We start from the raw sequence: 19484 nt of genomic DNA, 5'->3' as shown, positions 1-19484 counted from the left end.
CGTGGGCCGCGGCCCGGGGGTTGATGCGACAAGTCTACGAGCGGGGTATGACAACCGGGCAGGCCCGCGGCACCGTAGGCGTTACGGCCAGTACAGGCGTGACCATTCCCTCTGAGGCTCCATGCCCTTCGGAGGTTCAACCGTGTAGCCGATATCTCTCAGCGTCTCGGCAGCCGACTCGTGCGCGTCGCGGACAGCAGCTTTTAGCTGCAGGATCCTCCAGTTGCGCAGGTGGACATCCAAAACCGCCCGCCAATCGGGCTCAACGTCGATGGCGAACTCTCGCTCCAGGAGCAGCAGAACGTCCTCAAAGGCCGGCCTCATCCTGTGGCCGCCCACAGGGAGATGCATCTCTGCCAGCCGCGGCAGTTTCCCCTTCCGCATCATGGCGGCCGGACGTCCCTTCTTCTTCTCTCCCAGCCGGAGCAGGTAAGCCATCTCGTCCCTGTGGGCATGGATCTGCAGGTGTGCGCCCGGAGGATTCCGTGAATCTCGCAAGTACTCGTAGCGAAGCAAGGGATCCTGGACCCCCTCAAAGAAGACGTGCACGTCCGCCCTGTCCGTCGCGATGTACTTGTTTGTGCCATCCCAACAGCAAAAATGCTGGACATGAAGGTTCAAGCATCGTTCCCCGTCGATCTTGACGGGGATCCTCATACTCCGCCCGTCTGCGGCCAACGGCGCAACACGGATCCGGTTACCTACGTTCAGCGCAGCAAAACGCGGGGAGTCTGGGCCCAGCACTCCCCGCGTCAGTGCAGTAAAGGTGTCGGCGAACTCAGTCGCCTTGTCTTCGAGCGTTGCTTCTTCAGCACTCACCTTCGAGAAGGTAGTCGATGCCTTCGATCGTGTGCCAAACGTCCAGCTCGCTGGAACTCAGACTGTAGGTCTCGGCCCTGTCCCGGAGCTCTTCGAAGGTCATGTGCACTTCGGTGAGCAGCTCCACACGCTGCCGCTGGAGCTCTTCACGCGTCGTGCGGATCATGGTGGTCATGCCGCGCTCCCCTTTTGTGGTGTGTGCTCGCAGTCAAGCAGTCGCCTCTGACACTCACGCTAGACGCTCGCCGAACTTTCGCCAAGATGAGTGAGGGTGCGAACGCGCGTAGAATCGAACACATGACCGACTTGCCGTCCGGCATCCTGCCTCCCGACCTTCCACGACTCCGCACCCTGCGGACATGGCACGCCATGTGGGTAGGGCACCTGGACGAGGCGATCGCAGCCGCCGAGCAGCGCAGCCACCAGCAAGGCGAGGCGCAGCGTGAGAAGCAACCCGTCGAGAAACCGGTCAGCCAGCCCACCCCTGACTGGGGCATCGTCGACGTCGGCAAGGCTCCCCCACAGCGGAGGTTCACAGAGGCGACTGCTGGGCTGCCGGGAAGACGCTACGGGGCGTCGAGCGCGATGAAGCAGCCGCCGCGCTTGCCGACGGAGTTCAGGCCTGCGACGTGTGCCGTCCGGAGACCGTGCTCGGCGGACCCTAGGCGCTGCGCGGTTTCCGGCTGGGCGCCTTCTTCGCTGCGGCCTTCTTCGCGCCGACCCAGACCGCTGCGAACCTCCAGGCCCCCCTTGCGGTTATTTGATCTTCTTCTTTCCGCTGACCAGCTTGCCCACGTACAGCACCGCCAGACTGTGTGCCGAGGCGACAGTGAAGGCGTAATCACCACCGCATCTCGACCAGCTGGAGTGGGCGGAAGGGCGCACCAGTGCTGGCGTAGACGTGCCGCAACCCTCCCGTGGGGAGGACCGGGAGGGGCGGCAGGCCCCGCCCGCAACGGGGGCAGCAGGCAGGGCCTGAGCGGAGGGCCTGCCTGGGGGGCGAAGTCCCTACCGCGTGATCAACGATGCACCTGATCCGGCCACACGGATAGAGGCGTGACCGGAAAACGTCGGGTCAGGTCAGCACTTTTCGTCGAGGTAGTACTGCGACATCTCGACCTCATCACCGCTGAAGTCGTCGCCAGCGGCGTCGATCATCTCCTGGCTCACCACCTCGACCCCGTCGGCGAGAAGACGCTCACACACCATCTGCTGCCGTTCCAGATCTGTCTCCTCCCACGCCTCGTCCCAGACGACGTGTTGGGCGGAGTCCTCAAGGATTTCGTCCTTGCGGCCGGTGAGCGTCTTCTTCACGACTTCCAGGTACTCGTCGTGGGTCAGGTGCGCACACTCCGGTTCGCCGGATGCGTCACGAAGGGAATCGTTGTCGTAGTCGCGGTCCAAGAGCGCCCGGCAGTCGTGGACGTCGAAAGTAGGCGTCGCGGTAGGGCTGCTTCTGGCGCTGGGCTTCGCGTTCGTCTCGGTAGCGTCACCTGCGCTGCCGCAGCCGGCGAGGGCGGCGAGCATTAAGACGGCGGTGAGAGCTGCGCGGATGTTCATGAGTCCCCCTGGGCGCTGGATGGTTCTGGCCGGGCGAGCTTGAGCCACGGGTTTTCGGAACGCTTGGCGGCGCGGTCAAGGTACTCCCGCTTGACGACGGCTGAGCCCGTTTTCCAGCGCCCCTGTGATGTGGGGTCGCCGCCGACGTCTGCGATGGCCTGAGCGCCTCCGCGGCGTAGGCCGTGGGCCGTGATCTTCTCCCAGCCTTTGATGTTGGCGAGTCGCGCACGTTCTCTGACCCAGTCGTTGATGGCGTCGCCGGTGACGTGGTCGCCGCGGTCGGTGGCAGTGGCCCGGGATTGGAGGCGGCCTTCGCGGGTGAGGGCCCGGATGAAGGCGCCGTCGTGGACGCCAAGGCGGTGGAGGGTGTCGAGCCATGCGCGGGTTGCACGGACGGGGTCGAGGTCGGGGTCTTCCCATACCGTTGGCACGCCGACCTCACGCCGGAGTTCGAGATCACACTGGGGCGCAGCGAAGGGGGTAGGAGAACCCTCGACGTGCAACTCGTCGGCCCTCTACCGCTCAGGCGCCTTGACTCCGTCGCGATCTCGATCGGTAGCAGCGACGACGCCATGCGAACCGACCGCCTTCCCGGAGGACCGACCCAAGAGGAAATTGACGCCCAGGTGTGGGGTCCGTACCGCTTCACTCATGGCGCGGACGGAGCGGACGTCAACGGGCACACCGTGCAGCCGGTCCCCATGGAGGTAGGACGCGGGCGCCCGTTCAGTATTGAGCGAACCCGGCCTCCGCACTGGCAGGAAGGCAACGACCGGGAAGAGCGGTGGGGAGACCAGTGGCTCGGCAAGCCGATCAAACTGGTACTGACATGCAGGCGTGAAGGATTCGCGCCATGGGTTGTCCCCTACGAAATGGACAGGTCGATCGGCGGAGCCTGGGCAGTCGAGCGAACTCGCTAGGCAGGGCCCGGGTCGGCAGACAGCAAAGTGTGCCCCCGCCGCCCATCAGAGCAGCGGGGGCATTGGTGGTTCAGGCTGCCGACTCCCACGTCCACGCCGTGTCGCGGCGGCTTCGAGGAGCGGGATTGTGCAGACGTTGTCGCTCATCCGACTTCCGGCTCGGGTACCTCGATCCGCCATGCCCTCTCAAACCCTGCATCACCGGCAAAAAATGAGGCGAGGTGTCGGAGAACCGCGTAGGCGGCGTCGCGGTCTTCAGTCGACCGCTTCGGATGGATGGCCTCTTCTGCGTGGCTGACGATGTAGGTGGAGCACCGCTCCCATCCCTCGTGATCGGGGAGTCCCACGCGGGCGGCGCACTTGCGCTGCGCGAAGTCGAGGAGCTGAGGCCAGTCGTCACCCACGCGCTGACCGGCCTTGGCTGCAATGTCGATGGCGTAGCCCGACGTGATGAGGCGGTGGGTGAGAGCTTTGGCTCCGGCTACGAGTTCCCGCTGCTCGGCCGGCAGGAGTGACCCGTCGAAGTTGGCGAGGCTGCGGTACGTGATCCGGGCCGCTTCACTGAACGGCGTGATTTGGAAGTACCGCTCCTCGCGACGTTCGAGCTTTCCAGCGACAAAGAGGGCCCGCTCGAACTCGACGCGGAGTTGGTGGTCTCCAAAGAGGTCAGCGACACGGTCAGGGATCTTGAACATGGTTAGTCCGTCCGTCTGGCCCCGCGCCGCTTACAGAGTACGCGCGTTGGGCGAATGGCGCCCCACTCTGCCGCAGGAACCGCACACTCCTCCCCCACTGCTTGGTCACAACTCCGTCACCACCGGAACATCCCGCTCCCCCGCCACATACCGCACCGCTACGGTCATGCCTCCACGAACCGCCCTTGGGGGACAACTTGAACACCCGCACACTCACCGCCGCCCTCGCCTGCCTCGCCGCCGTGACGCTCGTCGGTTGCGACCCGGCCACCACAGATCCGAAGCCCACAGCGCCGGCAGCCTCTGAGTCCTCTACCGCCGCCCCCGCAGCGACGCCGCCCGAGAAGGAAGACGAGCCCGCCGAATCCAAGGCGGTCCCGAACTTCGTCGGCATGGGATTGCAGTCGGCACAGGACAAGGCGCAAGCCGAAGGCTTCTACCTGTTGACGTCCCACGACAGCGCCGGCCGGGACAGACTCCAGGCTCTCGACCGGAACTGGAAGGTGTGCTCCCAGAACGTCAAGGCGGGCAAGACAGTGTCCACCGACACCAAACTGGACTTCGGTGCGGTGAAGCTTGAGGAGACGTGCCCCGCCAACGACGCCAAGGCCCCCGAAGCGGCAGGCGGCAAGATGCCGAACCTGGTCGGGAAGTCCGTCAAGGCGGCCCGCGGCGCCCTAGACTCGGGTACATCGATCACGACAACGGACGCGGCGGAGGGCCGCATGGTTCTGCTGGAAAGCAACTGGCAGGTGTGCACCCAGTCGCCCACCCCCGGTGCCGCCCTCAACGGGCAGCCTGTTGAGTTCACCGCGGTGAAGTACGAGGAGAGCTGCCCGTAGACGAGCACCGTCACAGCAGCCCGGCTCGCGCTGCTTGAGGACACCGTGGTGCCGTACCTAGGAACTGCGGGACCAGGCCGCCAGAACGCCGAATTCCAGCTCCGACTGTTCGCTGCGCCTTACGTTGAGCACCGGGACTATCCGCACGGCTGAGCCTTCCCGACCAGGCGTAGCTCCGCCGAACTCCCCCGCTGCCGCCTCTCCCCCGTCAGACTGCTGGCATGGGCGTGAGTTACACGGTGCGGGGTGTCACCCGAGCGGAATGCCAGCACGCACTGGACGACCTGTGCCAGCGGTTGGGGGCAACCCCGACGAACCCGCCGGCGAACCCGGTCCGCCGCGGGTGGGTGGCACGGGCCGTGATGGCGGCGAGGGCTGTTCCCGACTGCGCCGTACCGTCTACCGGCCGCCCAGGTTCTGCGTAGACAATTCCATGCCGATCAAGGCAAAGCTCTCGCTGCACACCTCTCCCTCGCACATCCCCGCCCCCATACGGTGAGGTTCAGCAACAGCAGGGGGGTAACACGTGACCGCCATGAATCGGCTGAAAGTCCTGTTCGAGGAGCTCGGCAACTACCAGCGCGCCATCGACGGCGGCCGGCCGTTCGTCGAAGTCAGATCGGACATGTACAACCGCCTCCTGGAGGCGAGCATTCTTCTGCCGCCTGGTAACGGGCACATCTGGGACGACTTTCGCATGTGGGTGATGCAGGAGTGGGCAGCCGCCTACCAGCGGTCGGGGGACGCCGAGGCGGAGCCGTGGCGGGAGTTCTTGGTAGAGATCGGCGAGATCCTGGAGAAGTCCCCGGAGTAGTCGCAGTTGGTACGCACGAATCTGGAGGGGTTATGGGCAGGTCGAACGAGCTGAAGTGCAAGGACTGCGGGACGCGCCACACCGGCACGTGGAGCAGGGACTACTGCGTGGATTGCGCGAAGAAGCGGGGGCAGACGGAACCGGACCTCGACGACTAGAGGTCACACTGCGCGCCGAACACCGAGGCCCCGGACCTTGAGGTCCGGGGCCTTGTCGTGCGGTGAACTACTGCCGCGGCTTGAGGGGTTCGCACCCGTGGATGGTGACGACGCCGTCAGCCTTGGTCAGGGTGATGATGATGCGCTCGTTGGTGTTGGCCGACTTGATCTTCGGCATTGTCGTCTCGCCGGTCGGCTCGGTGGTGATGGAGCAGAACTCGAAGATGCCCTTCTCTGCCCCGGCTGACGTGTACGTCCCGGCGGGAATGTCCTCGCCGACGACGTAGTCGCCTGACGGGAACTCCGTGGCCTTCGTCGGTTCGGGCTTCTTCTCGGCCGCCTTGGGCTTGGTGGGGGCCTTCGTCGCGGGCTTGTCGTCGGCTTTGGCGGGGGCGCTTGATTCCGTCGCGGCAGGCTTGGCGCTTGCAGCTGGCTGCTTGTTGCCGGCGTTATCTGTGCTGCCGCCAACTGCGAGGCCGAGGATGACGAGGAGAACGAAGACCCCGAAGATGCCGCCGAGTACGATTCCGACGATCGCGCCGGTGGACAGGCCCTTCTTCGGGGGCGGCGGGAAGGCGGGGCCGCCGGCGTAGGCCTGGCCGGGGTGCGGCTGGCCGTAGGGCTGTTGCGGGTACTGGTTGCTCATGGGTTCCCCTTATGGGCGCGGTGCGGGTGATCCGTGGGGGATCGTGAATGTACCGGGTGTGGGGTCCGGTTGGTGCCGATCTGCCGGTTAGGGCCAGCGCTGCAGGTTGGGGGTCAAGTTGCCATCATCTGCCGGTGGATGGCTCGGGCGGCTTCTTCCCAACCGCCGTCGGTGATCGGCCGCGGGGCCTGGCCGGATGACGGTGGAGTTCCTGCTGCAGGTGGTTGAGGGTGACGCCGAGCCGGCCGGCGGCCGTGTCGTAGCTGTGACCGAGGCGCATGAGCTCGCGCCCGTCTTCGGCGATGTCGCTGCCCCGACTGGAAGCGGAGGCACGGGACTTCATGAGGGCTGCCTGGAAGGCGCCCTTCTCGAGGCCCCGGTGCTTGGCATTCCACCGCTCGTGAGCCGCCTCGCAGAGCTCACACATCGGGAGCTTCTGCAGGGTGTGCATCCACCAGCCGCGGTCAGTACCGCAGCAGCCGGTCCATTCCGGCAGGGCGGCGGGGTCGTCGATGACATCGTCATCCCATGCGGCCGGCGGCGGCCAGCCCTTAGCGCGCGCGTAGTTACGGAAGCGGTTGGCAGCCTGTCGAGTGACGCCGTGAAGTTCTGGCTGCTGGTTCCATAGCTCGTTGTAGGTGACGGCGAGAGCGTGTGCCGTTTTTGCGAACACCTTGGGGGTGCGCTGGACCTCGCTGACGTAATGCCGGCGCCTGGAGGCGGCGGCGTGACCCGGTGTTGTCGACGAGCCCGGTCGAGATCTGGTGCGACTGAACTCCGAGGATGCGCTGCGGGTTCTTACTGGTCAGCCGCTGGGTTCGGGGCTGTGAGCCTCGGTCGTAGAGCATGTGGTTGATCGTGGATACGTTGACGCCTGCTGCTCTGGCGATGCGGGCGTATCCGGCGCCGCCCGCCATGAGTTCGCGGACGTGTCGGCGGACGGGTTCTGCGTCGACGAGCGGCCCCTTGGCCCGGGTCGCGGTGCCCATCACTCCCCCATTCCGTACAGCGGCATGACGCGTTCGGCGTAGGCGTCGAGATGGTGGGCAAGGTCGTCGAGCACGGCGGCCTGCTCGTATTCGGCGGCGACGGTGCGGGTGGTGGCGGCCCAGGCCCGACGGGCGGCGGCGCGCTTCGCGAGGTGGTGCAGCGCAGCGAGCAAGAGGCCGGGGGCGAACACGGCGGCGGTCCAGGCGAGGACTTCGGCGACGATGCTGGCGGTGAAGAAGAGGTCGGCGGCGGTCATGCGACTGCCTCCCGCCTGGCTGCGGCGGTGCCCTTCCAGGTGCGGACCCCGGAGTGGTGGACGGTGGGCCGGTCGGAGCAGGCCCAGCCCGCGGTGCGGATGTAGCCCTCGTCGCGCAGGAGGGTCATCAGCCGGCCCCAGTGCGCTTGCGGGTTCGGCGGGTCGGGGAGCTTGTGGGCGTCGACGATCTCGTAGCAGGTGAAGGTGCGGCCGGTCGCCGCGGCGTCTATGAACTTGGGCCAGACGTCGGCGAGCCAAGTCTCGTAGTCCTCGGACTGACGGCGGGAGTTGGCGAGCGGGGCGACGGGAACGGTGCCGTCGAGGGCGGACTGGATCGGTGCTGTCATGTCGTCCGTCTTACGGAACGGCACCGACACGTTTGGTTTCACGGAATGTTTCACGATCTTGGTCATGGCAATCCCTCCTGGTCAGATGCCGGTCGCAGTGCGAGGTTCATGTCCACGTCGCTCTCGTACAGGACGTGGATGTGCTGGATGCCGAGGCCGCCGCAGGTTCGGGCTGCGGCGGCCCGACCGCGGAATGTGGTTACGGGGTGACGTTTTCGCCGGCCCACCGGTCGTCGCCGGTGGTGATAGCGGCAGGTGCAGGTGTCGGCTCGAGGTACTCGGGCGGCACGTCGATGACGGCTGGGGTCGAGGTCCGTGCGGACGGTGCCGTCGTGGGCCATGGCGCGCGCGAGTTCGGCGCTCTTCGGCAGGGCCTTGAAGTGGTTGCGGAGAACCGTCTTCTTCGCCATCTCGTCGTAGTGGTTCCTCCAGGCCGGCGAGTTCGCGAACGACGACTTCTTCTTCCGCTCCTCGATCTCGTCCGGGTACATGACCTTGAAGGTCCGCCCGCCGTTGATCAGTCGGGCGACGGAGTAGTACGCGACGGCGCGCCCCGGGGGGCCGCTCGGGCACGGGCGGTGAACGAGCTTTTCCTCAAGCCCTTCTTCGTGCTCGAAGTGGTCGTTCTCGTGGACGGTCTCGACCTTGAGCGAGGACGCCATGGGGTGCTGGTAGAAGAGCGTCACCATGCCCTGATAGCCGAGCTGGAACTCGGCCTGCCCCTGGCGCGGGATGATGAACGCTTCCTGTGTGGGCGAGCCGGGCTCGAAGCCCAGCTGCGAGCAGGTCATCAGGGCACCGAGGAAGGACTCGGTGGTGCAGTCGGCGAGGTCGGGGTTCTTGCGGATCAGCGTCAGGGCGATGCGAGCCAACCCTGTCCCTGCTGCCGCCGAAGTACGACTCCCACAGGACGCTGGTCATCCCCCCGTTCCTGGCGGAGCTGCTGGAGATGCTGCTCGCCTCGCACCAGTCCGAGTACGTGTTTCCCTCAATCAATGGCGGCGAACTGGCGAAGGCCAACTTCAGCTACCACTACTGGAGGCCCATCGCCGACGGGCGCCCTGCGACGGTCATTCGCGGGAAGCGCGGGGGCCGGGGCGGTTCGCGTCGCCCGCTGCCCGCCTGGCGTGAGGTGCCGGCGTACAAGGGGAAGCGGCTCTACCTGGTGCGTCACGGCGCGAAGGAGTGGACCGACGAGGACGGGCACAGCCGCGTCGCCGTCGAGTCGCGGATGAGGCATGAGCTGCCTGGCGTCGAGGGGACGTACAGCAACGTCACGCCGGTGATGGAGCGTGCCATCATGGTGTCGTTGCAGGTCCGATGGGTACAGTTCGCCGGAACGTTGGGGCAGGACTGGGAGCCCATTTCTCCCAGACCTCTCCCAGTGGATCTTGTGGGCTGGATGAACAGGCAGGTCACAGCCGCAGCATCGCTCAACTGACCGACCGGTTCATGAAATTCATTACCACCAACAGCTTCATGCCGTTCGTCATCTATCGCGTGCTGCTGGGCATCCTCCTGTTCGTGCTTGTGTCGGCCGGTGTGCTCAGCCCGCGCACGCGGGTGAGTCGGCCGGTTAGGGTCTTTCGACCGTTGTGGGACCAGGGCTGGGGAGAAACGCGATGACGGCGGACGACCTGCGGACGACCGTGACCAACTGGGCGGGGAACGTCGGCTTCACGGCCCACGAGGTGCTGCGTCCCACCACGCTCGACGAGCTGCGGCGCGTCGTCACGGACGGGCGGCGCGTGCGGGTGCTGGGCAGTGGGCACTCGTTCAACTCGATCGCCGACAGCGACGACGTGCTCGTGTCGCTGGCCGGGCTGCCGCCGGCCGTGGACGTCGACACGGCGGCGCGCACGGTGCGGGTGGCGGGCGGGGTGCGCTACGCCGAGCTGGCGCGGCGGGTGCACGAGCAGGGGTTCGCCCTGCACAACATGGCCTCGTTGCCGCACATTTCCGTCGCCGGTTCCGTCGCCACCGGTACGCATGGTTCGGGCGATGCGAACGGGGCGCTGGCGACGGCGGTCCGGGAGGCGGAACTGGTCACCGCCGACGGTGAGTTGCGGACCCTGAGCCGCGACAAGGACGGCGAGCGCTTCGGCGGCGCCGTGGTCGCTCTGGGCGCGCTCGGTGCGGTGACCTCGCTGACGCTGGACCTGGTGCCCGGATTCGACGTGCGGCAGTACGTCCACACGGGCCTCGACCTCTCCGACGCGCTGGCGCACTTCGACGCGATCACGTCGGCCGGTTACAGCGTGAGCCTGTTCACCCGGTGGCAGGACTCGTCCTTCGGGCAGGTGTGGCTCAAGTGCCGTGCGGACGAGCCCCGGCCCGACTTCCCGTGGGCGGCGCCGGCCGTGGAGCAGCTCCATCCGGTGCCGGGGATGCCCGCGGTCAACTGCACCCCGCAGCTGGGCGTGCCCGGCCCCGCCCATGAGCGACTGCCGCACTTCCGCGCGGAGTTCACCCCCAGCAGCGGCGCCGAGCTCCAGTCCGAGTATCTGGTGGCCCGCGCGGACGCGGTGGCGGCACTGACCGTGCTGGACGGGATGCGGGAGGCCATCGCCCCCGTACTCCAGGTCTGCGAGGTCCGCACGATGGCCGGGGACGAGCAGTGGCTGAGCCCCGCCCACGGCCGGGACACGGTCGGCCTGCATTTCACCTGGGTGCCCGAGACCGCGGACGTAGTGCCCGTGCTCGCCCGCCTGGAGGAGCGCCTCGCCCCGTTCGCCCCGCGGCCCCACTGGGGGAAGGTGTTCACCGTGCGCCCGGACCGGCTGCGTGAGCGGTATCCGCGGATGGCGGACTTCGAGGCGCTGGCCCGCGAGCTGGACCCGTCGGCCACGTTCACCAACGCCTTCCTGCGGGACGTGCTGTACGGCGCCTGACGGCCCCGGGATACCGGCCACCTGCGCGCGCCGCGGCGACTTCTTTGGATCATCCTCCAGCCGCATCCGCAGGTGCTCCAAACATGGGCGATGTTCATTGCAGATGCGAGATGAATTCGAATATCTTGTCGCACATGCAGTCCTACACAATCGGTCAGGCGGCCCGTCTTCTCGGCGTCAGTCCCGACACCGCCCGGCGCTGGGCCGACGCCGGACGGGTGGCCACCCACCGGGACGAGGCCGGGCGCCGACTCATCGACGGGCGTGACCTCGCGGCCCTCGCCGTAGAGGTCGGCCGGCCCGGGAGCGAGGAGGAGGACCCCTCCTTCACCTCGGCGCGCAACGCCTTCCCGGGCATCGTCACCGCGGTCAAGCTCGGCGATGTCGCGGCCCAGGTCGAGATCCAGGCCGGACCGCACCGGATCGTCTCGCTCCTGACCCGCGAGGCCGTCGAGGAGCTCGGGCTGGCCGTCGGCATGCGGGCCACCGCCCGTGTGAAGTCGACCAGCGTGCACATCGACCGCACCTGAGACCTGAGGACCTGAGCGTCTGAGTCCCTGACCCCGCCGGCTGCCGTCCGGCACCGGCCGACGCGTTTCCCGAGGAGTCCCCACCCATGTCACCCACGTTCGGCGGACGCCGTCTCGCCGCGACCGCGCTGACCGCCGCCCTGCTCGTACCGCTCGCCGCCTGCGGCAGCGACGGCGGGAGCGAGGACAGTGCCTCCGGTGCGCCGGACACGAAACTCACCGTCCTTGCCGCCGCCTCCCTCACCGACGTGTTCGCGACGGCGGGCGCGGCGTACGAGAAGGAGCACCCCGGCACGAAGGTGACGTTCTCCTTCGCCGGCTCCCAGGAGCTCGCCGCCCAGGTCGAGCAGGGTGCCCCGGCGGACGCGCTGGTCACCGCCGACACGAAGACCATGGACGGGCTGACGTCCGAAACGGGCACGCCCACCGTGATCGCGAAGAACCGGCTGGTCATCGCCACCGGCGAGGGCAACCCGGAGAAGATCAAGGGCCTGGGGGACCTGACCGACAGCGGGCTGAAGGTGGTTCTCGCCGCACCGGAGGTCCCCGTGGGCCGCTACAGCAAGCAGATCCTGGACGCCCAGAAGCTCACCGTGAAGCCGGTCTCGCAGGAGACGGACGTCCGCGCGGTCCTCAGCAAGGTCGCGCTCGGCGAAGCGGACGCGGGCCTCGTCTACCGGACCGACGCCGCGTCGGACATGGACCGGGTCGACGCGGTCGACATCCCCGACGCGCAGAACGCCGTCGCCTCCTACCCGGCCGCCATCCTGCGGCAGTCGAAGAACACGAAGGCCGCGACGGCGTTCGTGAAGTGGCTCAGCGGGCCCGAGGCGCAGAAGATCCTTAAGAACGCCGGGTTCCAGCAGCCGTAACCGCGCGGCTCATCCGGGGGCGGTCCGTGCCCGCCCCCGGTCATCCCCCTTGGCCCCGTCCCAGTTCAGGAACCGCCGATGAGACGCCTTCGCCGCCGTACCACCGGCGCCCGTACTCCCCTGGCCCTGGCCGTTCCCGCGCTGCTCGGGATCGCGTTCCTGCTCATGCCCCTGGTCGGCATCCTGGCGCGTACGTCGTGGAGCGACCTCGGCACCCATCTGATGAGCCCCGGCGTCACCGAGGCACTGCGGCTGTCGCTGCTGGTCTCCTTCTGGGCGCTGGGTCTCTCCCTGGTCCTCGGGGTGCCGCTGGCCTGGCTGCTGGCCCGTGTGGAGTTCCCCGGCAAGGCCCTGGTCCGCTCGCTCGTGCTGTTGCCGATGGTGCTGCCGCCGACGGTCGGGGGCGTGGCCCTGCTGCTGGCCTTCGGGCGGCGCGGGCTGCTCGGGCCGTGGCTGGAGGACACCTTCGGCATCACGCTGCCGTTCCACACCTCGGGTGCGGTGCTCGCCGCCACGTTCGTCGCGATGCCGTTCCTCGTCATCAGTCTCGAAGGCGCGCTCGCCGGGCTGCGCCCCAGTTACGAGGAGACCGCGGGCTCCCTCGGGGCGTCCCCCCTGCGGGTCTTCTGGACCGTCACGCTGCCGATGGTCGCCCCCGGACTCGCCGCGGGCGCGGCGCTGACCTGGGCGCGGGCGCTGGGTGAGTTCGGCGCGACCATCACCTTCGCGGGGAATCTGCCCGGCACCACCCAGACCCTGCCCCTTCAGGTCTATCTGCTGCTCCAGGACTCCCCGGAGGCCGCGACCTCCGTGTCCCTGCTCCTGCTGGCCATCGCCATGGCCGTCCTCGTCGCCCTGCGGGGCCGCTGGACCGGCGGGGCGGGAGGCAGGGTCCGCGAGGCACGGAATCCGGCCGAAGACACCACGCCGCCCCCGGCGCAGCCGCCGGTCCCCGTACCCGCCTATGAGGCGTTCCCCGAGCAGCAGTGGCCGCTCCACGCGGTGGTCACCGGCTTCACTCGGCTGACCCTGGACGCCGCTCCCGGCACCACCATCGCCGTGGTCGGCGCGAACGGGGCGGGCAAGACCACCCTCCTGCGCGCCCTTCTCGGCCTCACTCCGAGGGCCCACGCGGAACTCCGCCTCGGCGACACCGACGTCACCGAACTGCCACCGCATCGCAGGGGCGTCGCCTGGGTCCCCCAGGACGGTGCGCTCTTCCCGCACCTCAGCGCCCTGACCAACACGGCGTACGGGCTGCGCGCCCACGGCGTCCCCCGGGCCGAGGCGCGGCGCGAGGCGCAGCGGTGGCTCGACCGGCTCGGTGTGGGCCACCTCGCCCACCGCCGCCCCGCCCAGCTCTCAGGCGGTCAGGCGGGCCGTGTCGCCCTGGCCCGCGGCCTCGCCGCCCGCCCCCGTCTGCTGCTCCTCGACGAACCGCTCGCCGCCCTCGACCAGACCACCCGCGCCCAGGTCCGCCACACCCTGCGCGCCCATCTCGACGGCTTCGCCGGGGTCTGCCTGATCGTCACCCACGACCCGGTCGAAGCGGTCGCGCTGGCCGACCGGGTGCTGGTGCTGGAGGACGGCAGGACGATCCAGGACGCCCCGCCGGCCGAGGTCACCCGGCATCCGCGCTCGCCCTGGGTCGCCCGCATGCTCGGCAGCAACGCCTGGACGGGAACCGCAACCTCCGACGGCCTCACGCTGAGCGGCGGCGCGCACCTCGTGGCCGCGGAACCCCTCGCGACCGGCACCGACGCCCTCGCCGTCATCGCCCCCGAAGCGGTATCGCTGCACCGGAGCCGACCGGAGGGCAGCCCGCGCAACGTCTACCCCGGCACCATCCGTGAAATCACCGCGCTCGGCAGCCGCCTGCGGATTCTCGTCGACTGCGAGGGTGTGCCCGGACTCGTCGCGGAGATCACCCCGGCGTCCGCCGCCGAACTGGGCCTCCATGAGGGCAGCGCCGTGTTCGCCGGCATCAAGGCCACCGAAGTACGGCTCGTCGGCCACTGACACCGCCCCGTCCCGCGTCCCCCGGGTTCGTCCTCCGTCATGATCTCCGGGAACCAGGCGCCGGAATCCACCGACTACTGGGACGAAGCACAGTGACACAAGCGGTATCAGGGGCCCATGTGGCCCAGGAGGAGGCCGACAGGCATGCACTGGTACGAGGACGACTCCCTGTGGTCCGACTTCGCACCCACGATGTTCTCCGCCGGCCGCACCGCGACCGCGGCCACCCTGGTGGAGTCCTCACCACTGCTGGACTTCCCACCGGGCAGCCGTGTGCTCGATCTCTGCTGCGGCCCGGGGCTCTTCCTGGTGCCGCTGGCCCGCCGCGACTACATCGTCACGGGCGTCGACCTCTCGCCCTCCATGCTGGACCGGGCCCGGAGCGCGTGCGAGCAGGCGGGGGCCGAAGTACGGCTGGAGCGGGCCGACATGCTGACGTACACGGCTCCGGGCGCGTTCGACGCCGTACTCAACGTGTTCACGTCCTTCGGGTACTTCGACGACCCCGACGACAATCTTCGGGTTCTGCGCAACGCCTGGGAGAACCTCGCCCCGGGCGGCCGGCTCCTGGTGGACGTCATGGGCAAGGAGGTGCTGGCCGGCTGGATCGGACGCCCGCAGGCCGTGGATCTGCCTGACGGTTCGTACGTCGTCCAGCGGGATACCGTCCTCGACAGCTGGCGGCGGCTGCGCACCGACTGGACGCTGGTGCGCGGCACTTCGGCGCGTGCGGCCTCGCTGACGTCCTGGCTCTACAGCGCCGCCGAACTGCACGAACTGTTCGAGACCGCCGGATTCAGCGAGGTCGAATGCTTCGGCGGCTTCGACGGATCGGCCTACGACCACCGGTCCGAACGGCTGATCGTCCGCGGGCGGCGCAAGTGAGCCCCCGCCCGGAGGCGAGCCCTCCCACCACGGACGCGCGTTCCGCGCCTCGGGCCGTCCACGAGCACATCACCGACGCCATCAAGGCCCCCGACCTCGTCCGGCTGGACGGCAATGTCGTGCTCGCCCGTTTCGAGACGATGAAGGTGTACGCGGCGCTCGGCGCGGTCCGCTCACTGCTGCGGCGGGGGCGGATCGTGCCGGGGCAGACACTGATCGACAGTTCGAGCGGCATCTACGCGCTCGCCCTCGCCATGGCCTGTCACCGCTACGGTCTGCGGTGCCACATCGTGGCATCCACGACCGTCGACTCGGTGATGCGCGCCCAGTTGGAGATCCTGGGCGCCACGGTCGACCAGATGCCGCCTTCGCAGAGCCTCCTCCTCGATCAGGAGCGCCGGGTGCGCCATGTGCGCCGGCTCCTCGCCGACCGTCCGGACTTCCACTGGATGCGGCAGTACCACGACGCCGTCCACTACGAGGGTTACGGGGAGTGCGCCGATCTCCTCTCCGGGGCGCTGCCCGAGGGGCCGGTGACGGTCGTGGGCGCCGTGGGCACGGGGGCGTCCACCGGGGGTCTCGCCCAGGCCCTGCGGGCGTCCGGGCGCGCGGTGCGCCTGGTGGGCATCCAGCCGTTCGGCAGCGTCACGTTCGGCAGCGAGCAGTTCAGCGACCCGGAGGCGATCATCGCCGGGATCGGCAGTTCCATCCCCTTCCGGAATGTCCGCCACGAGCTGTACGACACCGTGCACTGGCTGGACTTCCGGCACGCGATGGCAGGGGCCGTCGGCCTGTTGCGCCATCACGCGGTATTCGCGGGGCTGTCCACGGGGGCCGCTCATCTCGTCGCCTCGTGGGAGGCCGCCAGACACCCCGAACGCCTCCATCTCGTCCTCGGCGCCGACACCGGCCACCGGTACGCGGAGCGGGTCTTCGCCCGGCACGCCGAAGCCCAGGACATGGCAGGGCTCCGGCCCCTGCCCATCGGATCACTCGCCGACCTGCGCCCGCCGTGGTCGGTCATGGAGTGGGCGCACCGCGCCGCACCGGCGGGCGGTCGCTGTGCCGGCGAGGCCGCCCCCGAACCCGTACCGTCCGTGGAGCTGACACCATGACGCTCGCCGCACTCGAATCGCTCTCCTTCGGTCTCGGCCGCATGGCCTCGGCCGCCGCGGAGACCGGACACCGGTTGTGTCTGCTCACCGGCGACCGGTCGGTGTACCAGCACGAACTGGCCACCCTCCCTGACGATGCGCTGACCGTCGTCGATGTCGACACCCACGACCCGGTCGCGGTCTGTCGCGCGCTGGCCGCGGTGCCCGGTCTGGCCGGTCTGATCAACACCACCGACACCTGGAGCGTCCCGGCCGCCGATCTCGCGGCGGAACTCGGGCTCCCCGGACCGGACCCGGCAGCGGTGCGGCTGCTGCGCGACAAGTCCCGGGTGCGCGGCCTGCTGCACCGCCGGGGTCTGAGCCGCAGCACCGCCGTGCGCATCGAGGCGGGCGGCGACGCGGCCGGGGACGTCCTGCGTGAGGTGGGTCTGCCCGCGGTGCTCAAGGACTCGGCGGGCACCTCCTCCCGCAACGTCTGGATCGTCCACGACGAGGAGGCGCTGCGTGACGCGCTGGACGAGGCGGGGCAACAGCGGCTCATGGGCGGGCTGTTCGCGGAGGGCTTCCTGTCCGGACCGCTGTACAGCGCGGAGACGCTCAGCTGGGACGGCACCACACGGCTGCTCGGCGTTCTGAGCCGCCAGACCTCCCGGCAGCCCGCGGTACGGGAGGAGGCCGCCGCCTTTCCCGTCGCCCTGCCGGACACCGAGCGACGCGGAATCGAGGAGTGGGTCGGCCAGGTCCTGGCGGCGGCGGGGCACCGAAGCGGTTTCGCTCACGTGGAGTTCATCCTCACGACCGGGGGCCCCGAGCTGGTCGAGATCAACCGGCGGATCGGCGGGGCGCTGGTGGGCGAGGTGCTGTGCCTCTCCCTGGGGACGAATGTGTACACCGCCATGATGGAGGAGGCGCTCGGCCGGCGACCCGGCCTGATGGACGCGCAACTCGGCTCCACCGGGCCCGCGTTCGGCTTCGTCCTCGTCCACGCGGACCAACCCGGTGTGCTGAAGGGCTGGCTCGGGCTGGAGGAACTGGCCTCCTTCCCCGGCTCGGTGCGCTGGTATCCCACGAGGGAACCGGGCGACGTCCTGCCCCATGTCGGCGATCAGCGCGGGTGCACCGGCATCGTGCTGGCCGAGGCGGCGACGGCGGAGCTGGCGCAGCACCGGGCGTGGAGCGCGGCCACACGGGTGCGGCCCGTCGTCACCGGTGGGCCGTGAGCCCACGGCTGTCGGGAGGCGGGTCACCGGCCCGCAGGCGTTCCTGCTGGCCGGCTCGTTCCTGATCACGCTCGGCAGCTTCGCCGTCCTGCCGTATATGTCGGTGCTGCTGCATCAGCGGCTCGGGCTGGGGCTCGGCACGGTCGGATTCGTCCTGGCCGTCGCCTCGTTGGTGCAGTTCTCCGGGGGTGTGGCGGCTGGGGCCGTGGCCGGCCGGATCGGTCTGCGGGCGACGATGCTGGTGGCGCTCGCGCTGCGTACGGCGGGGTTCGCGGCGTTCCTGCCGGGGCTGCACAGCCCGGCCGTCGCGATCGGTGCCCTGTTGCTGGTGTCGTGTGGTGCCGCCCTCTATCTGCCGGCCAACAAGGCGTATCTGGTGGAGGGCGCCACGGAGGCGGAACGGCCCCGGGTACTGTCGGCCGGCAGTTCGGCGTTCAACGCGGGCATGGCCCTCGGGCCGCCCGCCGCGGCGCCGTTCGTCCTGGGTTCGCCGGCCGTGCTGTTCGCCTGCGTCGCCGCGCTGTTCGCGCTCGTCGGGGTGGGGCACGCGCTGCTGCCGCCGGTCGGTTCCGGACCGGCGGCGACCGCCGCTGCGGTGGGGAGCGGTCACTCCCGCAGCCGGAGTCCGGGCCCCTCCCCCTTCGCGGTAACCGTCCTCGGCGTATACGTCTTCATGTTCTTCCAGCACTACCTGGCCCTGTACGCGGTGCCACGTACCTCGGCGGCCTTCTACGGAGCCGTACTGATGGGGTACGCCGGCCTCCTGGTGGTCGCCCAGCCGCTGCTGTCGCGCCGGATCGCCGCACTGACCTACCGGAATGCGATGCGGGTGGGATTCGGCGCCATGGCTGCCGGGACGGCCGTCATCGGCTTCGGCGGGTACGCGGGCATCGGCGCGGGGGCGGTGCTGATGTGCCTGGGGGAAATCGTCCTCTTCCTGAAGAACGACCTCGAGGCGCTGGCCCGTTCGTCCACGCCCGCCGCCACGGTCTTCGGCAGACAGCGGCTGGCGGCGGGGATCGGCGCGTTCGGGAGCGGCGTCGTCGGGGGGCAGTTGTACGCGGCGGCCGACGCGGCGGGCTCGGCCCGGGGGTTCTGGGTGGCCGTGTGCCTCCAGGCTCTGATCCTTCCCGTGTGCTTCCTCCGTCGCCGGACAGGTCCGGTCTCGGAAACCGTCCGGCGACGGAGGAGCCGACGGCCGCCGGAGAAACCCGGCGAGCCTGTCAGGTCACGGCAGTAGGGCCTCGGGGCCTGACCCACCGGCCGGTGCCGACGGCTCCGTACTCCAGGCCGCCGCGAGGTCCCGCCGGGCACGCGCCACGCGGGAGCGCACCGTGCCGATCGGGCAGCCGGCGGTGCTCGCCGTCTCCTCGTACGACATCCCCAGGAGCTGGGTGAGTACGAAGGCCTGGCTGCGCGCGGAGTCCATGGTCCGCAGCGCGTCGAACAACGCCACGGTCTCGTCGAATCCGGGCGTATGACGGGGCTGGGCGCGCTCGGCCACCGCTTGCCAGTCGGCCGTATCGGCGATCCGTGGCCGGACGGAGGCCGTGCGGTAGCCGTCGATGACGACGCGCCGGGCGATGGCCAGCAGCCAGGTGCGGGCACAGGACCGTCCCGCGAAGCCGGCCAGGCCGGTCATGGCCCGCAGATAGGTCTCCTGGGCCAGATCCTCGGCGCCCGGCCCGTCGGCACCGAGGTACGTGACGAAGCGGCGTACGTCGTCATACGTCGCCCGGACGAAGTGCTCGGCCGCCTCGCGGTCTCCGCAGCCGGCGGCCAGCGCCCAGCCGGTGATCTGTACGTCCCGCTGCTGGGCGGGAATCCTCCGGGCGCCGGAACGCGCCGGGGCAGGGGAAAGCAGCGTGGCGGGGGAAAGCGCCGAGGCAGGGGAAAGCATCGGGG

The 19484-nt window shown here is 69.3% G+C and carries 24 protein-coding genes and 1 pseudogene; 13 read left to right on the top strand and 12 right to left on the bottom strand.

What is annotated here, in order from left to right:
• Positions 1-81: 81 nt before the first annotated feature.
• Both ACFT7S_RS11360 and ACFT7S_RS11355 read right to left on the bottom strand, forming a co-directional pair.
• Positions 82-819 (bottom strand): hypothetical protein, encoded by a 738-nt coding sequence (locus tag ACFT7S_RS11360; RefSeq protein WP_382729828.1) that lies wholly within the window; start codon positions 817-819, stop codon positions 82-84.
• Positions 809-994, bottom strand: coding sequence for a hypothetical protein (locus tag ACFT7S_RS11355; RefSeq protein WP_382729826.1), 186 nt, complete (start codon positions 992-994; stop codon positions 809-811). The genes ACFT7S_RS11360 and ACFT7S_RS11355 overlap by 11 nt, the downstream gene beginning before the upstream one ends.
• Before the next feature lie 313 nt (positions 995-1307).
• Here ACFT7S_RS11355 and ACFT7S_RS11350 point away from each other — a divergent pair, with 313 nt between their 5' ends.
• On the top strand, positions 1308-1484 hold the full coding sequence (locus ACFT7S_RS11350; RefSeq protein ID WP_382730248.1) for a DUF6233 domain-containing protein: 177 nt from the start codon (positions 1308-1310) through the stop codon (positions 1482-1484).
• Positions 1485-1575: 91 nt separating this feature from the next.
• On the opposite strand, the gene ACFT7S_RS11345 is transcribed toward ACFT7S_RS11350, so the two are convergent.
• From ACFT7S_RS11345 to ACFT7S_RS11330, 4 genes are all read right to left on the bottom strand, one after another.
• Positions 1576-1704, bottom strand: a complete 129-nt coding sequence (locus tag ACFT7S_RS11345; RefSeq protein WP_382729824.1) for a hypothetical protein — start codon at positions 1702-1704, stop codon at positions 1576-1578.
• Positions 1705-1899: 195 nt separating this feature from the next.
• Positions 1900-2379, bottom strand: coding sequence for a hypothetical protein (locus ACFT7S_RS11340; protein ID WP_382729822.1), 480 nt, complete (start codon positions 2377-2379; stop codon positions 1900-1902).
• A complete protein-coding gene (locus ACFT7S_RS11335) occupies positions 2376-2810 on the bottom strand; it encodes a hypothetical protein (RefSeq protein WP_382729820.1) in 435 nt (144 codons plus the stop codon). Before ACFT7S_RS11335 ends, ACFT7S_RS11340 begins: the two co-directional genes overlap by 4 nt.
• Before the next feature lie 632 nt (positions 2811-3442).
• Positions 3443-3994, bottom strand: coding sequence for a hypothetical protein (locus ACFT7S_RS11330; RefSeq protein WP_382729818.1), 552 nt, complete (start codon positions 3992-3994; stop codon positions 3443-3445).
• Between the two features lie 185 nt (positions 3995-4179).
• Between ACFT7S_RS11330 and ACFT7S_RS11325 the strand changes: the two genes are divergently transcribed.
• Complete coding sequence (locus ACFT7S_RS11325; protein WP_382729816.1) at positions 4180-4836, top strand: hypothetical protein; 657 nt, start codon at positions 4180-4182, stop codon at positions 4834-4836.
• 526 nt (positions 4837-5362) lie between these two features.
• Entirely contained in the window at positions 5363-5650 is a 288-nt protein-coding gene (locus ACFT7S_RS11320; protein ID WP_382729814.1) for a hypothetical protein, read from the top strand.
• A 225-nt stretch (positions 5651-5875) separates the two neighbouring features.
• Here the strand turns inward: ACFT7S_RS11320 and ACFT7S_RS11315 are convergent, their stop codons facing one another.
• The 5 genes from ACFT7S_RS11315 to ACFT7S_RS11295 all read right to left on the bottom strand — a co-directional run bounded on the left by ACFT7S_RS11315 (position 5876) and on the right by ACFT7S_RS11295 (position 8919).
• The gene (locus tag ACFT7S_RS11315; RefSeq protein ID WP_382729812.1) at positions 5876-6454 is read right to left on the bottom strand and encodes a hypothetical protein; all 579 of its coding nucleotides are present in this window, start codon (positions 6452-6454) and stop codon (positions 5876-5878) included.
• A gap of 124 nt (positions 6455-6578) precedes the next feature.
• The gene (locus ACFT7S_RS11310) at positions 6579-7127 is read right to left on the bottom strand and encodes a hypothetical protein (RefSeq protein WP_382729810.1); all 549 of its coding nucleotides are present in this window, start codon (positions 7125-7127) and stop codon (positions 6579-6581) included.
• Positions 7128-7442: 315 nt separating this feature from the next.
• Positions 7443-7700 carry a hypothetical protein gene (locus ACFT7S_RS11305; protein ID WP_382729808.1) on the bottom strand — a complete coding sequence of 86 codons (258 nt, stop codon included), beginning with the start codon at positions 7698-7700 and terminating at the stop codon, positions 7443-7445.
• Positions 7697-8113: a hypothetical protein gene (locus ACFT7S_RS11300; protein ID WP_382729806.1), complete on the bottom strand. Its 417-nt coding sequence runs from the start codon at positions 8111-8113 to the stop codon at positions 7697-7699. Before ACFT7S_RS11300 ends, ACFT7S_RS11305 begins: the two co-directional genes overlap by 4 nt.
• Complete coding sequence (locus tag ACFT7S_RS11295; protein ID WP_382729804.1) at positions 8110-8919, bottom strand: recombinase RecT; 810 nt, start codon at positions 8917-8919, stop codon at positions 8110-8112. Before ACFT7S_RS11295 ends, ACFT7S_RS11300 begins: the two co-directional genes overlap by 4 nt.
• A gap of 77 nt (positions 8920-8996) precedes the next feature.
• Here ACFT7S_RS11295 and ACFT7S_RS11290 point away from each other — a divergent pair, with 77 nt between their 5' ends.
• From ACFT7S_RS11290 to ACFT7S_RS11245, 10 genes and pseudogenes are all read left to right on the top strand, one after another.
• Complete coding sequence (locus ACFT7S_RS11290) at positions 8997-9488, top strand: hypothetical protein (protein WP_382730274.1); 492 nt, start codon at positions 8997-8999, stop codon at positions 9486-9488.
• Between the two features lie 8 nt (positions 9489-9496).
• Positions 9497-9627 (top strand): annotated as a pseudogene (locus ACFT7S_RS11285) (undecaprenyl-diphosphatase); the annotation flags it as partial.
• A 42-nt stretch (positions 9628-9669) separates the two neighbouring features.
• Positions 9670-10938, top strand: coding sequence for an FAD-binding protein (locus ACFT7S_RS11280; protein WP_382729802.1), 1269 nt, complete (start codon positions 9670-9672; stop codon positions 10936-10938).
• A gap of 134 nt (positions 10939-11072) precedes the next feature.
• Positions 11073-11468, top strand: coding sequence for a molybdopterin-binding protein (locus tag ACFT7S_RS11275; protein ID WP_382729800.1), 396 nt, complete (start codon positions 11073-11075; stop codon positions 11466-11468).
• 86 nt (positions 11469-11554) lie between these two features.
• Positions 11555-12340: a molybdate ABC transporter substrate-binding protein gene (gene modA, locus ACFT7S_RS11270; RefSeq protein ID WP_382729798.1), complete on the top strand. Its 786-nt coding sequence runs from the start codon at positions 11555-11557 to the stop codon at positions 12338-12340.
• 78 nt (positions 12341-12418) lie between these two features.
• Positions 12419-14359, top strand: a complete 1941-nt coding sequence (locus tag ACFT7S_RS11265) for an ABC transporter permease (RefSeq protein ID WP_382729796.1) — start codon at positions 12419-12421, stop codon at positions 14357-14359.
• Positions 14360-14503: 144 nt separating this feature from the next.
• Positions 14504-15244: a class I SAM-dependent methyltransferase gene (locus ACFT7S_RS11260; protein ID WP_382729794.1), complete on the top strand. Its 741-nt coding sequence runs from the start codon at positions 14504-14506 to the stop codon at positions 15242-15244.
• Positions 15241-16359 carry a pyridoxal-phosphate dependent enzyme gene (locus ACFT7S_RS11255; protein ID WP_382729792.1) on the top strand — a complete coding sequence of 373 codons (1119 nt, stop codon included), beginning with the start codon at positions 15241-15243 and terminating at the stop codon, positions 16357-16359. Before ACFT7S_RS11260 ends, ACFT7S_RS11255 begins: the two co-directional genes overlap by 4 nt.
• Positions 16356-17579 carry an ATP-grasp domain-containing protein gene (locus ACFT7S_RS11250; protein WP_382729790.1) on the top strand — a complete coding sequence of 408 codons (1224 nt, stop codon included), beginning with the start codon at positions 16356-16358 and terminating at the stop codon, positions 17577-17579. The genes ACFT7S_RS11255 and ACFT7S_RS11250 overlap by 4 nt, the downstream gene beginning before the upstream one ends.
• Entirely contained in the window at positions 17569-18819 is a 1251-nt protein-coding gene (locus tag ACFT7S_RS11245) for an MFS transporter (protein ID WP_382729788.1), read from the top strand. The genes ACFT7S_RS11250 and ACFT7S_RS11245 overlap by 11 nt, the downstream gene beginning before the upstream one ends.
• Here the strand turns inward: ACFT7S_RS11245 and ACFT7S_RS11240 are convergent.
• Positions 18808-19479, bottom strand: a complete 672-nt coding sequence (locus ACFT7S_RS11240; protein ID WP_382729786.1) for a sigma-70 family RNA polymerase sigma factor — start codon at positions 19477-19479, stop codon at positions 18808-18810. The genes ACFT7S_RS11245 and ACFT7S_RS11240 overlap by 12 nt on opposite strands.
• Positions 19480-19484 lie beyond the last annotated feature (5 nt).

Source organism: Streptomyces sp. NPDC057136 (genome assembly GCF_042670885.1).
Taxonomy (GTDB): Bacteria; Actinomycetota; Actinomycetes; order Streptomycetales; family Streptomycetaceae; genus Streptomyces.
The sequence above is the reverse complement of the archived record's forward strand: the minus strand, read 5'-3'. Positions and strand labels throughout refer to the sequence as shown.

Bases quoted from the DNA above. Each gene is read 5' to 3' on its own strand.
- ACFT7S_RS11355 (WP_382729826.1), bottom strand. From the start codon at position 994: ATGACCACCATGATCCGCACGACGCGTGAAGAGCTCCAGCGGCAGCGT.
- ACFT7S_RS11340 (WP_382729822.1), bottom strand. From the start codon at position 2,379: ATGAACATCCGCGCAGCTCTCACCGCCGTCTTAATGCTCGCCGCCCTC.
- ACFT7S_RS11330 (WP_382729818.1), bottom strand. From the start codon at position 3,994: ATGTTCAAGATCCCTGACCGTGTCGCTGACCTCTTTGGAGACCACCAA.
- ACFT7S_RS11315 (WP_382729812.1), bottom strand. From the start codon at position 6,454: ATGAGCAACCAGTACCCGCAACAGCCCTACGGCCAGCCGCACCCCGGC.
- ACFT7S_RS11305 (WP_382729808.1), bottom strand. From the start codon at position 7,700: ATGACCGCCGCCGACCTCTTCTTCACCGCCAGCATCGTCGCCGAAGTC.
- ACFT7S_RS11300 (WP_382729806.1), bottom strand. From the start codon at position 8,113: ATGACCAAGATCGTGAAACATTCCGTGAAACCAAACGTGTCGGTGCCG.
- ACFT7S_RS11290 (WP_382730274.1), top strand. From the start codon at position 8,997: ATGCTGCTCGCCTCGCACCAGTCCGAGTACGTGTTTCCCTCAATCAAT.
- ACFT7S_RS11280 (WP_382729802.1), top strand. From the start codon at position 9,670: ATGACGGCGGACGACCTGCGGACGACCGTGACCAACTGGGCGGGGAAC.
- ACFT7S_RS11275 (WP_382729800.1), top strand. From the start codon at position 11,073: ATGCAGTCCTACACAATCGGTCAGGCGGCCCGTCTTCTCGGCGTCAGT.
- modA (WP_382729798.1), top strand. From the start codon at position 11,555: ATGTCACCCACGTTCGGCGGACGCCGTCTCGCCGCGACCGCGCTGACC.
- ACFT7S_RS11265 (WP_382729796.1), top strand. From the start codon at position 12,419: ATGAGACGCCTTCGCCGCCGTACCACCGGCGCCCGTACTCCCCTGGCC.
- ACFT7S_RS11260 (WP_382729794.1), top strand. From the start codon at position 14,504: ATGCACTGGTACGAGGACGACTCCCTGTGGTCCGACTTCGCACCCACG.
- ACFT7S_RS11250 (WP_382729790.1), top strand. From the start codon at position 16,356: ATGACGCTCGCCGCACTCGAATCGCTCTCCTTCGGTCTCGGCCGCATG.
- ACFT7S_RS11240 (WP_382729786.1), bottom strand. From the start codon at position 19,479: ATGCTTTCCCCTGCCTCGGCGCTTTCCCCCGCCACGCTGCTTTCCCCT.